At 71.6% G+C, this 14,440-nt stretch carries 11 protein-coding genes; 6 read left to right on the top strand and 5 right to left on the bottom strand.

The features are described 5' to 3' along the window. The first annotated feature begins 3 nt into the window (after positions 1-3). Both Voc01_RS19780 and Voc01_RS19775 read left to right on the top strand, forming a co-directional pair. Positions 4-1,902: a site-specific DNA-methyltransferase gene (locus Voc01_RS19780; RefSeq protein WP_203928946.1), complete on the top strand. Its 1,899-nt coding sequence runs from the start codon at positions 4-6 to the stop codon at positions 1,900-1,902. Further along, the gene (locus tag Voc01_RS19775) at positions 1,903-3,855 is read left to right on the top strand and encodes a DEAD/DEAH box helicase family protein (RefSeq protein ID WP_239160327.1); all 1,953 of its coding nucleotides are present in this window, start codon (positions 1,903-1,905) and stop codon (positions 3,853-3,855) included. It abuts the gene before it with no gap. Here the strand turns inward: Voc01_RS19775 and Voc01_RS19770 are convergent. Then, positions 3,751-4,368 (bottom strand): pyridoxamine 5'-phosphate oxidase family protein, encoded by a 618-nt coding sequence (locus Voc01_RS19770; protein WP_203928945.1) that lies wholly within the window; start codon positions 4,366-4,368, stop codon positions 3,751-3,753. The two genes, Voc01_RS19775 and Voc01_RS19770, sit on opposite strands and share 105 nt — an antisense overlap. An 87-nt stretch (positions 4,369-4,455) precedes the next feature. On the opposite strand from Voc01_RS19770, the gene Voc01_RS19765 reads away from it, so the two are divergent. Then, positions 4,456-5,274, top strand: coding sequence for a TIGR04222 domain-containing membrane protein (locus tag Voc01_RS19765; RefSeq protein ID WP_203928944.1), 819 nt, complete (start codon positions 4,456-4,458; stop codon positions 5,272-5,274). On the opposite strand, the gene Voc01_RS19760 is transcribed toward Voc01_RS19765, so the two are convergent. The 4 genes from Voc01_RS19760 to Voc01_RS19745 all read right to left on the bottom strand — a co-directional run bounded on the left by Voc01_RS19760 (position 5,271) and on the right by Voc01_RS19745 (position 10,992). Beyond that, positions 5,271-6,596, bottom strand: a complete 1,326-nt coding sequence (locus Voc01_RS19760) for an AAA family ATPase (RefSeq protein WP_203928943.1) — start codon at positions 6,594-6,596, stop codon at positions 5,271-5,273. The genes Voc01_RS19765 and Voc01_RS19760 overlap by 4 nt on opposite strands. Beyond that, positions 6,593-8,047 carry a hypothetical protein gene (locus tag Voc01_RS19755; RefSeq protein WP_203928942.1) on the bottom strand — a complete coding sequence of 485 codons (1,455 nt, stop codon included), beginning with the start codon at positions 8,045-8,047 and terminating at the stop codon, positions 6,593-6,595. The genes Voc01_RS19760 and Voc01_RS19755 overlap by 4 nt, the downstream gene beginning before the upstream one ends. Beyond that, complete coding sequence (locus Voc01_RS19750) at positions 8,044-9,111, bottom strand: hypothetical protein (RefSeq protein ID WP_307781578.1); 1,068 nt, start codon at positions 9,109-9,111, stop codon at positions 8,044-8,046. The genes Voc01_RS19755 and Voc01_RS19750 overlap by 4 nt, the downstream gene beginning before the upstream one ends. Positions 9,112-9,270: 159 nt before the next feature. Beyond that, positions 9,271-10,992 carry a discoidin domain-containing protein gene (locus Voc01_RS19745; RefSeq protein WP_203928941.1) on the bottom strand — a complete coding sequence of 574 codons (1,722 nt, stop codon included), beginning with the start codon at positions 10,990-10,992 and terminating at the stop codon, positions 9,271-9,273. Positions 10,993-11,304: 312 nt separating this feature from the next. On the opposite strand from Voc01_RS19745, the gene Voc01_RS19740 reads away from it, so the two are divergent. From Voc01_RS19740 to Voc01_RS19730, 3 genes are read left to right on the top strand one after another with little or no spacing between them, the layout of a single operon-like run. Beyond that, positions 11,305-12,552 (top strand): ABC transporter substrate-binding protein, encoded by a 1,248-nt coding sequence (locus Voc01_RS19740; RefSeq protein WP_203928940.1) that lies wholly within the window; start codon positions 11,305-11,307, stop codon positions 12,550-12,552. Beyond that, positions 12,549-13,508: a carbohydrate ABC transporter permease gene (locus Voc01_RS19735; RefSeq protein WP_239160326.1), complete on the top strand. Its 960-nt coding sequence runs from the start codon at positions 12,549-12,551 to the stop codon at positions 13,506-13,508. The genes Voc01_RS19740 and Voc01_RS19735 overlap by 4 nt, the downstream gene beginning before the upstream one ends. Beyond that, the gene (locus tag Voc01_RS19730; protein WP_239160325.1) at positions 13,505-14,371 is read left to right on the top strand and encodes a carbohydrate ABC transporter permease; all 867 of its coding nucleotides are present in this window, start codon (positions 13,505-13,507) and stop codon (positions 14,369-14,371) included. The genes Voc01_RS19735 and Voc01_RS19730 overlap by 4 nt, the downstream gene beginning before the upstream one ends. Positions 14,372-14,440: the final 69 nt, after the last annotated feature.

Below are 14,440 nucleotides of genomic sequence, written 5' to 3'. Positions count from 1 at the left end.
GGCGTGCGCACCGTGCCGACAACGCCGCACGGCGAGGCCGCCCGCAACGTCGAGCGGATACGCGAGCTCTTTCCGGGTTGCGTGGTCGAGACGACGGCGCCCGACGGAACCGTCACCGCCGCCGTCGACCTCGACCTGCTGCGGCGTGAGCTGGGCGAGCGCGCCGTCGACGGGCCGCGCGAGCGGTACCACCTCGACTGGCCCGGCAAGAGCGCGGCCGCGGCCGCCGCCAACGCGCCCACGGCGCGCACGCTGAGCCCGTCGCGCGCCGACAGCGTCGACTTCGACGGCACGCGGAACCTGTTCATCGAGGGCGACAACCTCGACGCGTTGAAACTTCTTCAGGAAGGCTGCCTCGGTCGGGTCGGCCTCATCTACATCGACCCGCCCTACAACACCGGCAGCGACCGCTTCGTGTACGCCGACCGCTTCGCCGAGACCTCGGAGCGGTTCCGTGAGCGCACCGGCGACCTGTTCACCAACTCCGCGACCGACGGCCGGTTCCACTCCACCTGGCTGTCGATGATCTACCAGCGGCTGCGGCTGTCGCGCACGCTGCTGCGCCCCGACGGGGTCATGCTCATCTCCATCAACGACGTCGAGCAGGCCAACCTGCGGCGGCTGTGCGACGAGGTGTTCGGCGCGGCGAACTTCGTCTGCCAGTTCGTGTGGCTCAACGACGGCAACGTCGACCAGCAGAGCGCCATCAAGGGCGTGCACGAGTACGTGCTGGCGTACGCCCGCGACCTCGCGCGGCTGCCGCGGCCCGTGGTGATCGACCCGAACATCGGCGACGGCAGCAAGCTGTACAACGAGCGCATCGAGAACTCCATCACCAAGAACGGGCCGGCGAACCCACCGTCCACGGTGGAGCTTCCGGCCGGGTTCCCGGCGGCCTTCGACGCGGGTGGCATCGACGCGCGCACCGACCGGTTCCCGCACATCCTCGACCCGGTGGTGGTGCGCGACGGGCGGCTGGTCGCGCCGGTGCGGGTCCACAGTGGATGGAGTTCGCGGAACCTGCTGGAGCTGTTCATCCGCAACGGATGCACCCCGATCACCGACGCGCGCGGCCGGGAGACGTGGTTCGACCTGACCGCGAGCGGGGCGGTCTACAGCTACAAGCGGCGGGCCGGCGACCAGGGGCACGTGCTGTCGGTGCTGCGCAACCTCGGCACCACCAAGCAGAACAGCCGGATGCTCGCCGGCTGGGGCATCGAGTTCAGCTACCCGAAGCCGGTGCACCTCATCGAGTACCTGGTGCGGGTCTTCACCCGTCCCGGCGGCGACGACCTGGTGCTCGACTACTTCGCCGGCTCCGCGACCACCGCGCACGCGGTGTTCCGCGCCAACGAGGCCGACGGCGGCAACCGCCGCTTCATCCTGGTGCAGTACCCGGAACCGGCCGGCACCGGGACGATCGCCGACGTGGCCCGCACGCGGATCCGGAAATGCGGGCCCGAGGTGTTGGCGTCCCGCACGCGGCACCCGGGCTGGCGCGGCGACATCGGGTTCCGGAGCCTGCGGGTCGCGCCGGTACCGCTGGCCGACGTGACCGTGCGTCCGGGAACCGTGCGGCAGGCCGACCTGGCCGCGCTCGCGACGACGGTGCGGCCCGACAGCGACGTCGAGGACCTGCTGTTCCACGTGCTGGTGCGGCACGGCGTCGACCTGTCGACGGCGGTCCACCGGGAGGCCGACGACACGTTCGTGGTGCCCGACGCCGACCTCGTCGCGTGCTTCGCCGCGGAGGTCACCGAGGACATGGTGACCGCACTGGCCGCGCGCCGGCCGGGCCGGGTGGTGTTCCGCGAGGCCGGCTTCCGCTCCGACACGGTGCGCCTCAACACCGACCGCGTCTTCGCCCGGTTGTCGCCGGGAACCGACGTATCGGTGGTCTGAGTGCGGTTCCGGTTCACCGTCCAGCCCTACCAGACCGCCGCCGTCGAGGCGGTGGCCGACTGCTTCGCCGGCCAGCCGCACGGTCACGACGCGACGGCCAACGCGCCGCTGCGACTGTCTGATGTGGACCTGCTGGCGAACGTGCACCGGGTGCAGGAGGCGCGCGGGCTGCTCCGGTCGGACCGGCTGGTGCCGAGCGCGGCCGGCCCGCTGAACCTCGACGTCGAGATGGAGACCGGCACCGGCAAGACGTACGTGTTCATCAAGACCGTGTTCGAGCTGCACCGGCGCTACGGGTGGGGCAAGTTCATCGTCGTGGTGCCGGGGGTGGCGATCCGCGAGGGCGTGCTGAAGTCGCTGGAGCTCACCGCCGACCACTTCGCCGAGGCTTACGGCCGGCGGGCCCGGTTCTTCGCGTACCGGTCGCGGGAACTGCACCGGCTGGAGACGTTCTCCGCCGACCCCGGCATCAACGTGATGGTGATCAACGCGCAGGCGTTCAACGCCACGGGCGCCGACAGCCGGCGCATCCACGAGGAGCTCGACGACTTCCAGTCGCGCCGGCCGATCGACGTGCTCGCGGCGTGCCGGCCGCTGCTGGTCCTCGACGAGCCGCAGCGGCTGGAGGGCCGGCGCACCGGGCTGGCGCTGGCCGCGTTCCGCCCGCTGGCCGTGCTGCGGTACTCGGCGACGCACCGCACCGAGCACAACCTGGTGCACCGGCTCGACGCGCTGGAGGCCTACCGGCAGGGGCTGGTGAAGCGCATCTCGGTGCGCGGTGTCACCACCGACGGCGAGACCGGTCCCGCGCTGCGCCGCCTGCAGATCCGGGAGACCGTGCGCGCCCACCTGGAGCGCGAGCGGGAGCTGGCCGGCCGCGGCATCAAGACGTTGTCGCTGTTCTTCATCGACGAGGTCCGCCACTACCGCGACTACGGCCGCGAGGACCGGCGCGGCCTCTACCTGCGCATGTTCGAGGAGGAGTACCGGGCCGCCGTGGGGGACCCGGCCGTGGACGTCGCCAGTGTCCACAGTGGATACTTCAGCGTCGACCGGCGCACCGGCCGCCTCGTCGACCCGGTGGTCCGCCGCTCGACCGGAACCACCGACGACCTCGACGCCTACCATCTGATCCTGCGCGACCGGGAACGGCTGCTGTCGCCGGAGGAGCCGGTGCGGTTCGTGTTCTCGCACTCGGCGCTGCGGGAGGGCTGGGACAACCCGAACGTGTTCGTGCTGTGCGTGCTCAAGCGGAGCGACAGCACCGTCTCGCGACGGCAGGAGGTCGGGCGCGGGCTGCGGCTGGCGGTCGACAGCCGCGGGGAGCGCGTCCGCGACCCCGACGTCAACCAGCTCACCGTGGTGGCCGGCGAGAGCTACGCCGACTTCGTGGGGGCGTTGCAACGCGAAGCTTCCCGGCTGCCAGGCCCTGGGAACGCGCGTCCCCTACCGCCCATTGTGGACGGACACCGCGCCGCGCGACCGGCGCCGACCGCGACGGACGCCGCGGACCGGCCGACCGAGCGCGTCGAGGTCGACACGGACGTGCTGGTCGCCCGGTGCGTCGCCGCCCTGGACGCGGCGCTGGCCGACCGCGCGCGGCTGCGCTACACCGTGCGGACCGGAACCCAGCGCGACGGCGCGTTCGCGGTGGTGGGCGCGGCGGCCGGCACGTGGACGGCGCCGGTGGCGCCCGACGCGCGCTACGACCTGCTCGGCGTGCTGGCGCGGGCGACGGCGTTGACGCGGCGCACGATCGCCGCGATCCTGTGCGGCATCAGGCCTTCGGTGTTCGCGTTGTTCGCGCGGGACCCCGACCGGTTCCTCGCCGAGGCGGCCGCGCTCATCTCAGTAGAGTGTGGTCGAGTAGCCCTTGGCGAGGCCGGCCTCGAGCTCCTCGACAGACGGGGCGAGGCGGGCGTGGTCGCGCCAGATCCGGGCCGCCCGGGGTAGCTCGTCGCGGTCGGTCCAGGTTTGCGGGTCCCACAGCTGCGAGCGCAGGAACGCCTTGGCGCAGTGCAGGAACACCTCCTCGACGCCGACCTCGACCGCGAACCGCGGTGGGCGGCCGTCGACCGTGAGGTCGGCGAAGTACGGCGCCTCGCGCACCAGCCGGGCGCGTCCGTTGACCCGCAACGTCTCCGACATCGGTGGCATCAGGAACAGCAGCCCCACGTTCGGGTTGTGCAGGATGTTGCGGAAGCTGTCGACGCGCTTGTTACCCGGCCGGTCGGGCAGCACGAGCGTCTTCTCGTCGAGCACCAGCGCGACGGCACCGGGCTCACCGCGCGGTGAGACGTCGCAGCCGTCGGCGCCGGACGTGCCGAGCAGGCAGAAGCGTGACCGCGCGATGAAGTCACGGGCGTGGACGTCGAGCTCCGTGAGGACCTTCGCGTGCGCGGCGGGGCCCGGCTCGCCGACGAGCGCGCGCAGCTCCTCCTCGGTGCCGATGTAGCTGGTGGTCACCGGCCCACCCTACTGACCGGCGGTGCCCCGCAGGAGATCCCCGCGGTGTGACCTGACCCGCTACCGTGGATGGATCGGGAGGCGCCGATGGACTGGCCGGTCGTTCTGACCTATCTGGGGTTCACCCTGCTCGCGATCCTGTTCGCGCGGTCGGGGTTCCGGCTGCTGGAGTCGCCGGCCGCGGCGGCCGGGGAGCCCGACCCGCACCAGATGGCGTTCCTCGTCGGCGGGCGACGGCACGCGGCCGACGCGGCGCTCGGCGCGCTCCGGATGGTGGGTGCGGTCGGGCTCGATCCGTCCGGTGGGCTCGTCGTCAGCGGCGATCCGCCCGCCGGGTCCACGCCGCTGGAGCGGGCCGTCCACGCTGCCGTCGAGCGTGGGGCCGCGGTCGGCTACGTGGTCCACGACAGCGCGGTCAGCGCGGAGCTCGACCGGCTGGAGTCCGAGGTGGTGCGGGCCGGCTGGCACGTCTCCCCGGTGGTCCGGGAGACGGTGCGGGCCAAGGCCGCCGTGCTGGCGTTCGTGGCCGTGGCCGGGTTCTGTCTCTTCGTCAGCGTGCTGGCGGTCGACGTGTCGCGGGCGGTGCTGTTCCTCGTGCTTCCGGTGACGATGGTCGTGCTCGCGACCCGGCTGTTCCAGGTCCCGGCGTTGACGCCGGCGGGCCGGGCCGCGCTGGACGAGGCGCTGCGCGTCCATGGACACCTCGCACCGGATCAGCGACCGGCGTGGGCCACCTACGGCGTGCGCGACGCGGTGCTCGCGATCGCCCTGTTCGGCACGGTGTCGTTGTGGATGGTCGACCCGGCGTTCGCCACCGCGCTCCGCGTGCCGGAACCGGCGGCCGAGAGCCCCGCGACGGGCGCGTGCGGCGCCGGGTGCGGCGGCTGCGGAGGGTGCGGCGGTTAAGCCTCGTCCCGGGCGACCACGCGGTGGTCGGCCAGGTGCGCGAGCACGGTCTGGTTGGCCGCCCACCCGTCGGGGAAGCTGACCGGTTCGTCGAGGTGCACCGGCTCGGTCGACGGGTGCGCGTCGAGGAGGTCGGCGATCCCGGCCCGTGCCACCACGATGCAGGCCTGACGGTGGCGCGAGGTCAGCACGCACAGGCGCCCGGCCTCGAGGTGGAACGCGGTGGCGTCGCGCCGGCCCGACAGCGGGTGCAGCACCACCGTCACGTCGTACTCGCGGCCCTGCAGGCGGTTCGCCGTGTCGACGACCACCGGCAGCCCCTCCAGGGCGGCCGACAACGCCGCGACCTGGTCACGGTGGGCGGCGCCGACCGCGATCCGGTCCGGGGTGACCTCGTGCTCCTCGGAGCCGGAGCGGGCCACCGCCCGCCGCTCGACCAGCCGCCTGGTGATCGCGGCGACCGCCCGCACCGCCTCGGGATCGGTGCGGATCGTGTACCGGGACGGCAGCTCGTACAGGCCCCACCCGGAGACCGCCGCCTCGTCGAGCACCGCGTCGACCGTCGTTCCGGACGCGGTGCCGGCGGTGAAGCGCAGTTCGCGGTCGACGTGCGCCGACCCCGCGCGGAAGCCGGTGAACGGGTAGAACGCCTTGGCCACCACGGCTTCCGCCGACGCGGGCAGCCGCCACGACACCGGCAGCCGGTGCACCGGCAGGTCCGGGTTGTTGCGCAGCAGCACCGCGACGGCGCTCTGCATCGGGTCCCAGCTCAGCCCGCGCCACCGGTCGTTCTCCACGGTGGAGAACGGGTCGAGCTGGCCGGGATCGCCGACGAACAGGGCCCGTTCGAAGCGGCGCGCGATCGCGAGCAGGTAGTCCGAGCGCATCTGGTACGCCTCGTCGACGATCGCCCACGGCCACGTGCGGTCCTTCACGTGCGCCCACTTGGCCGACGTCGAGACCGTCACCGCGCAGGCGGACAGGTCGACGACGTCGCTGCTCACCATCAGGTTGGCGATGCCGTCGAGGCGCGGCGGGGGAACGTATCCGGTGCGGCTGAGCCGACCGATCAGCGCGGTGCCGAGGTCGGCGCCGGCGAGGCGCACCACGAGGTCGTCGACCTGTTCGTTGGTCTGCGCCACGATCATCACCGGCTCACCGGTGGCGACGAGCGTCCTGGCGGCACGCACGACGAGCGTCGACTTGCCCGCACCGGGCGGGGAGTCGACGACGATACCGAGGTGCCGCCTGGCGAGCAGGTCGTCGAGGATCTCCGTCGTGACCCGTTCGGCCTCCGCGCCCGCGGAGGCGGTCGCGTTCACAGGCCCTCGATCTGCGGTGGGCCGCCGTGGGTCCACGGGGTCTCGTCGGGTTCGGGCAGCGGCGGCGTCGGGACGTTCGTGGCGACGACGCTGCTGTAGCACAGCTCCTCACCGGGCGCGGGCAGCGCGGTCGGCGGCGGCACCTTCGCCCGGCCGAAGCCGCTGCTCAGCTCCAGCGTCACGATGGCGTTGCCCCCGTCGGGTACGACACCCTCGACGGTCGCGGTCTGATTGCGGCGGCTGGCGGCGACCACGGTCGAGCCGGGGGAGAGGTGCACCGGGTCGCGGGTCACGACGGTCACGAGGGGACGCGTCACGAGCGTCCCCTTGCTGTTCGGCCGGCGCCGCGCCGGGTCGACCGCCAGGACGGTGGCCGTGAACGCCGCACCGGTGGCGCGGTGACCGGCCATCACCAACGGGTCGTCGAAGGCGCGCGCCGCCTCGTGGGCGGCCAGCTCGTTCTCCAGCCGGTTGAGGCGCTGGGCCGACGCGACCGCGCCGTCACGCCGTCCCTGCGGCAGCCCTCCGCCCGTGATGTGCTCGTGGTGACCGGTGAAGCGCTCGCGGTCGGCCGCCCACCGCTCGGCGACGGACGCGCCGGCGGGCAGGTCCCGCAGGAGGCGGACGGCCCGCCACATGAGGTCCCAGGTCGGTTCGAGCTGGCCGCGCAGCGCCTCGGTGACGGTCTTGCGCGCCAGTTCCTGTTCCGTGGAGCCGGGTTCGGCGTCGGAGTACGCGCGGACGGCCGGCGCGAGGACCTTGTTGTCGAAGTCGGGGTCGGTGGCCGGTCCGGCCGGCGGGTACACCGCCGGGTCCTCCGCGAGGCGGGCGGCCTCGACGCCGGTGAGCCCGTCGGGCGGGTCGACCCATCCGAGCAGGGCGGCGAGGTTCGCGTCCTCCAGCGCGCTCTGTCCGGTGGCCCAGTGGGTGGTGAGCACGTCGGTCATCGCGAGCAGGATGGCGCTGCCGGGGTGCTCGGCGCGCTCGGCGGCGAACGTCAACCACCGTCCCAGCAACGGGATCGTCGGCGGCACCGGGTAGTCGCCGTCGGTCCGGCGGAAGCGGGTCGACCGGCCCAGCAGCCCGAGGAACCGGATACCGGACGCGTTGGGCACGAGGAACTGCGGCGCGTTGGTGTAGCGGTCGCGCCCCTTCACGTGCTCGATGTCGTAGCAGTAGCCCTGGATGTACGGCAGCACGACCGCCGCGAGTTCGGTGAGGAAGTCGAAGCGCAGGTCGCGGTCGCGCGGCTGGGGGACCACGAGCAGCGTCGGGTCGTCGGGGTGCGTGCCGACGAGCGCGGCCAGCGGCGCGTTCGCCTCGCCGGCGAGCGCGAGCGGCACGAGGACCAGGGGGCGCGGCGCGAGGTGGACGTGCCGCACGGTCGCGATCGGCTGCGCGACGCCGGCCGCGGCCGCCAGCACCCGCGCGTACGACGCGACGGGACTCATGTGGCGCGCGACTCCGCGTACACCCGTGCGACATTGCGGATCATCGCCGCGACCTCGGAGCCGTCGTCGGCACCCTCCGCGATCGCGAGCACCTCGTCGATGGTCTCGACGCCGCCGAGGTCCTCCCGCACGTTCGTGCCGAGCGACGCGGTGCTGCGCCGCCCCTCGTGCCGGCAGAAGAACGCGAGCTCACAGCTCGACAGGCACGACGGCGAATAGCACGGCTCGACCGCGCCGACCGCCGCACCCAGCTCGCCGGCCGACCGGTTCAGGTCCAGCCGGAACGTGAGGTCGGTGGGCAGTTCGGCGAGGATCCGGTCGACCCGCACCATCCGGGCCAGCTGGTGCTCCAGCACCGACAGCTGCCGCCGCACGTCGACCTTCACCGCCACCGGGCGGCTGCCGAAGTCGGCCGGGCAGACCAGCACGATCTCGTGCGCGACAGCGGCGGGGTCGCCGAGCAGCCGGCGCAGCGCCAGCACGTAGACGGCCGCCTGGGTGGCCGCCGCGGCGACCTTGGCCGGGTCGGCCTGCCGGTCGATCACCGGGAACGACTTGATCTCGACCACGTGGTACCTGCCGTCGTGCTGGAACGCGACGAGGTCGGGCTCGAGGAACACGTCCTGCCCGCCGACGCGCAGCTTCAGCAGCGGGTGGTCGTACAGCGCCGCGCCACCGTCCGGGCTGGTCAGGTGGGTGCGGGCGTGGGCGTGCCGGAGGTCCTGGTCGTCGCCGACGTCGTCGAGGTCGGTGTAGGTGACGTCGTCGGGCAGGTCGAGGCCCAGCGTGTCGCGCAGCAGCTGGAGCAGCTCGGCGCAGCCGTCGGCCTTCATGCGCGCCTCGAACGCGTTGCCCCGGGTGATCGCGAACTGTGACTGTCCGTACGCGGCCGGGAACTCGACGGCCGTGGCCAGTGCCGACTTGTCGATGCCCGCAGCGTCGAGCACGGCACGCCGCTTGCACCCCGGGTTACTGGTGAGCGCGGCGATCGTGCGCGCGTTGTGCCGCCGCGGACGCACCGGCCCCCTGAGCTCCGCGAGCCGCGATTCAACATCATCCAGCACACCTGTACGGTAACGGCCCGCGCACGCCGACCCGCGTACGCCGCGCCGGGCGCTCCCCTCTCCAATGCGCCGATCTTGCAGTGGTGGCCTCCGACAAAGCGCCTTATATCGCGACTTGTGGGTGGCCACGACTGCAAGATCGACGGGGGAGGGGGTCGGTCAGCGGGTGCCCGGCAGGTCCAGGTCGGCCACCGCAGCGCCGCGCGGGACGGTGACCCGGACGTAGCGGGCCAGCGCGGTGAAGAGGGCCCGGTCCGTGGCGGGTCCACTGTGGACCCTCACCCAGTGGCGACCGTCCACCGAGGACTCGACGGTCAGGGTGCCCCGGGGTGTCCGGCCGGCCCAGTCGACCTGGATGCCGGTCAGCTCCCGCACCGCGCCCAGGTCGACCTTCCACGTCGGTGAGCGGTCGTGGCGCGACGGCTGCCACGTGGTCGACGCCCTGCCGTCGTTGGCGGCAGGAGCCGGGTGGCGGTGGGTCGCCGACGTCGCCGAGGCGTGGCGCCGGTACGCGTGGTCGGCGGGCCGTTCCTCGGCCGTGTAGCGGCTGTAGTTGTACAGGCGCTTGCTCTGTGGCAGCGGGCGCCCGGTCACCTTGGCGGCCAGGTCGCACGGGCCGGTGCCGTACACGTAGGCCCGGTCGCCCATCACGTAGTCGACCACCTCCGTGCGGTCGTCGCCGCACAGGTCGCCGCGCACCATGCGGCCGTCGACCGGGAACGTCGCGATCCTGGTGCCGGTGCCGTCGAAGACGCCGGCGGGCTCGCCGCAGCCCCGGTTCCACACGAGCATGTGGTCGGCGTAGCGGCCGTCCCAGTTGTGCAACGGCTCCATGACCGTGCCCCAGCAGCCGAGGGTGGTCCGCTGCTCCTGCCACAGCGTCGTGCCGTCGGACCCGACCACGTACAGCCCGTCCCTGCCCGTCGCCGCCGTGCGGTCGACGCGGTCGAGGCCGGCCAGTTCCAGACCGGGCAGGTCCGGACGGAAGTCGCCCAGCGCCACCTGTTGCGCCTCGACGGCGTCGGGGTTGCTGTACAGCAGCGAGCCGTCGGAGCGGTAGACGTTGGTGCTTCCGCCGCCGAGGCCGGCACCGCCGAGCGCGATGTCCTCGACGCCGTCACCGTCGACGTCGCCCACCCCGATGGAGTCGGCGTGGTCGGCCATCGGCGCGGTCCAGAGCACCTGACCGTCGGGGGTCAGGATGTCGTACCCGGCGATCAGCTCCTGCCGCCCGTCGCCGGTGAAGTCGTGCGGATACGGGCGGTGGCCCGGATTCCCGGCGTGTGTCCACAGTAGACGGCCCTGGTCGTCGAGCGCCCAGACGTTGTTGTAGCGGTCCTTCAGCAGGATGTCCTGCGGCACGCGGGTCCCGCGGAAGTTCGCGATGACGATCGTGTCGTGCGCCTCGGGGTGCGGCAGCGGGAACGCCCGCAGCAGGGTGCCGGTGGCGCCGTCGAAGATGCGGAACTCGTCGGACATGACCGCGAGCACGTCGTTGTCGCCGTCGGCGTCGATGTCGTAGATCTCGGCGGGGATGTCGGTGCCGTTGTTGGTGACGCGCGGGTCCGGCGTGCCGATCTGCCACAGCTGCGCGCCGCTCAGGTCGTACGCGGTGAGCGCCTGCACCTGGCGGCCGATGTACCGGTCGTCGGCCGAGTACGTCGGCTGCATCGTCACCAGGTCGAGGCGGCCGTCGCCGGACACGTCGCCGAGCAGGAACCGGGCGCCGGTGCCGCCGGAGCTGACGTCGACGCTCGTCACGAGCTGCGGTTCGACGGAAGGCGCGGCGTTCGCGGGCGAGGGCATCGCGACCGCGAGCGCGCCGAACAGAAGCCCGACACAGGACGCGCTGAGCGCCCGCCGGGCCCGGGATCCGGGCATGCCTGTCTCCTCTGCGTGGGTGGGCAGCGGATGACAAGGCACTTAGTTGGGAGGTCAGCCAAACTTTGCCACGACCCGCAGCTGCCGCGCAACCGCAACCCGGGATCCTTGACAGGCCCTCCGGAACCGGTCTAGCTTCCCTCCAAGCGGATGACTTGAAATGTTTCAATACCCCATCGCACCGTGAGGAAAGCGCTTACCTGCCTCGGTGAGCGCTCACAACCGAACTGCCCACCGCCGACCGCACGTTCGTGGAGGAATGCCATGCGGCACGCCGCACGCTGGGCGTCCAGATTTGCAGCTGTCATTGCGTTGACGCTCGTCGCGAGCACCGCGGTCGCCTGCGGTGACGACGACGGCGGCAGCGACGGAGGCCCCGTCACCCTGCGCTTCACCTGGTGGGGCAACGCCGACCGGGCCGAGCTCACCGAGAAGGCCATCGACCTGTTCGAGGCCAGGTACACGAACATCAAGGTGGAGACCTCCTTCTCGGAGTTCAACGCCTACTTCCAGAAGCTGGCCACCGACATCGCCGGCGGCGGCGCGCCCGACGTGCTGCAGATGGACTACCGGTACGTGCGCGAGTACGCCGACCGCAACGTGCTGCGCGAGTTCGGCACCGCCGGAGCGAAGGTCGACAACTCGAAGTTCGCACCGAGCCTGCTGAAGGGCGGCACGGTCGGCGGCAAGCTGTACTCGGTGCCGATGGGCCAGAACACCCAGACGTTCACCTACGACCCGGCCGCCTGGCAGGCCGCCGGCGCCGCTCCGCCGAAGGACGGCTGGACCTGGGCCGACCTGGAGGCGTCGGCCACGAAGGTCAGCCAGACCACCGCCAACAAGGTGCGCGGCGTCGTCGACTTCGGACCGATCGAGGACTGGTTCGAGGTCTGGCTGCGCCAGCAGGGCAAGAGCCTGTACACCGACGACGGCAAGATCGGCTACACCTCCGGCGACGTCCAGAAGTACTGGGAGCTGGCCGACAAGCTCCGCAAGAGCGGCGCGGCCACCCAGGCCGACGTCACGTCCAAACTGGACGGTTCGCAGGCGAACGACCCCGTGACGCAGAAGACCGCGTCGTCGGGCTTCGGCTACGACTCCGGCCTCACTCCGAAGACGTGGGAGATCATGGGACGCGAGATGAAGATCTCGCCGTTCCCCAGTGACAGCAGCAACCTCGGGCAGTACGCCAAGCCGTCGATGCTCATCTCGATCGCGGCGAAGTCGGAGCACCCGAAGGAAGCCGCCCAGCTGATCGACTTCCTGCTGAACGACGCCGAAGCCGGCAAGGTGCTCGGCACGTCGCGCGGCATGCCGGTCAACAGCGACATCCGGGCGAGCGTCGGCTCCGGGCTCACCGGTCCGCCGAAGGTGGCCTTCGAGTTCGAGACCGCCGTGCTGCCCAAGCTGAAGGACGCCCCGCCGCCCCCGCCGAAGGGCGCCGGCGCGGTGAAGCAGGCCTTCCAGCGCGTCTACGAAGACGTGATGTTCCAGCGGTCGGCGATCCCGGCCGCGGCGGACAAGTTCATGAACGAGGCGAAGCAGGCGCTCGCGGGGTGACGATCACACAAGCGCGACCGGCCGGGCCGAAAGGCCCGGCCGGGCAACAGAAACGAAGGAAGCACCACCGGTACGGCGAACGCCCCGGGATCGCGTACCTGTTCCTCTCGCCGTGGGTGGCCGGCGTCCTGCTGCTCACCCTCGGGCCGATGCTCGCCTCGCTGTACCTCAGCTTCACCGACTACGACCTCTTCACGTCGCCGGAGTGGATCGGCGTCGAGAACTACCGGCGGATGTTCACCGAGGACCCGCGGTTCCTGGCGTCGGTGTGGGTCACCGCGAAGTACGTGCTCATCTCGGTCCCGTTGAAACTGGCCGCGGCGCTCGCGGTCGCGTTGCTGCTGAACCACGGCGGACGCCTGCAGGGCTTCTACCGCTCGGCGTTCTACGCGCCGTCGCTGCTCGGCGCGAGCGTCGCGGTGGCGCTGGTGTGGCGGGTCGTGTTCGACAACGGCGGACCGGTGGACCGCACGCTCAACACGTTCGGCCTCACCACCGGCGGCTGGACGTCGAACCCGACCTATGCGTTGTACTCCATCGTGCTGCTGGCGGTGTGGCAGTTCGGCGCGCCGATGGTGATTTTCCTGGCCGGTCTCAAGCAGATCCCGCCGGAACTGTACGACGCGGCCGCGATCGACGGCGCCGGGTGGTGGCACTCGTTCCGGTCGATCACCATCCCGATGCTGTCGCCGGTGATCCTGTTCAACCTGGTGCTGGAGACCATCCACGCGTTCCAGGCGTTCACGCCCGCGTTCATCGTGAGCGGCGGGCGCGGCGGGCCGAGCGACTCGACGCTGTTCTACACGCTGTACCTGTACCAGCGCGGCTTCACCGACTTCCGGATGGGCTACGCGTCGGCGATGGCCTGGGTGCTGCTGCTCGTGATCGCTCTGGTGACGGCGCTGCTGTTCCGCACGTCGCGGTCGTGGGTCTTCTACGCGGGGGGCGACAGGTGACGGCCGTTCTACACAGGCGTCGACGGATCGCGCGTCCACGCCGGATCCTCTGGCACGTCGCGTGTCTGGCGCTGCTCGCCGTGCTGCTGTACCCGGTCGTGTGGCTCGTGTCGATGTCGTTCAAACCGGTCGACGAGATCCTGCAGAGCCTGTCGCTGCTGCCCCGCCGCGTGGTCTTCGGGAACTACAGCGACGCGCTCGCCGGCTCGGGTGGCGTGTCGGCGTGGCGGTTCTTCGCCAACTCGGTGATCGTGTCGGTGCTCGCGGTGGCGGGCAACCTGGTCTCGTGCACGCTCGCCGCGTACGCGTTCGCGCGCCTGCGGTTCCGGCTGCGCAAGGTGCTGTTCGCCGTGATGCTCGCGACCATCATGCTGCCGGCGCACGTGGTGCTGATCCCGCAGTACACCATCTTCAACGAGCTCGACATGATCGACACGTTCTGGCCGTTGGCACTGCCCAAGTTCCTCGCCACCGACGCGTTCTTCATCTTCCTCATCGTGCAGTTCATGCGCGGCCTGCCCGACGAACTGGCCGACGCCGCCCGCATCGACGGCTGCGGCCCGATCCGCACGTTCGGGTACGTGGTGCTACCGCTGACGCGGCCCGCGCTCGTCACCACCGGGATCTTCACGTTCATCTGGACCTGGAACGACTTCCTGTCGCAGCTGATCTACCTGAGCACCCCGGCGAAGTACACGTTGCCGCTGGCGCTGCGGCTCTACATCGACCAGACCAGCGAGACGTCGTACGGCGCGATGTTCGCGATGTCGGTGCTCACGCTGCTGCCGATCGGGCTGTTCTTCCTCGTGTTCCAGCGGATGCTGGTGCAGGGCGTCACCACGTCGGGCATGGGCGGCGCGTGACCCCCCTCTCCGCCGATCTTGCAGTGGTGGCCGCCCCTATTTGCGGAATGTCATGTTTTGAGGGCGGCC

The organism is Virgisporangium ochraceum (assembly GCF_016863655.1).
Taxonomy (GTDB): Bacteria; Actinomycetota; Actinomycetes; order Mycobacteriales; family Micromonosporaceae; genus Virgisporangium; species Virgisporangium ochraceum.
This window is presented reverse-complemented; position numbering and strand designations above follow the sequence as displayed.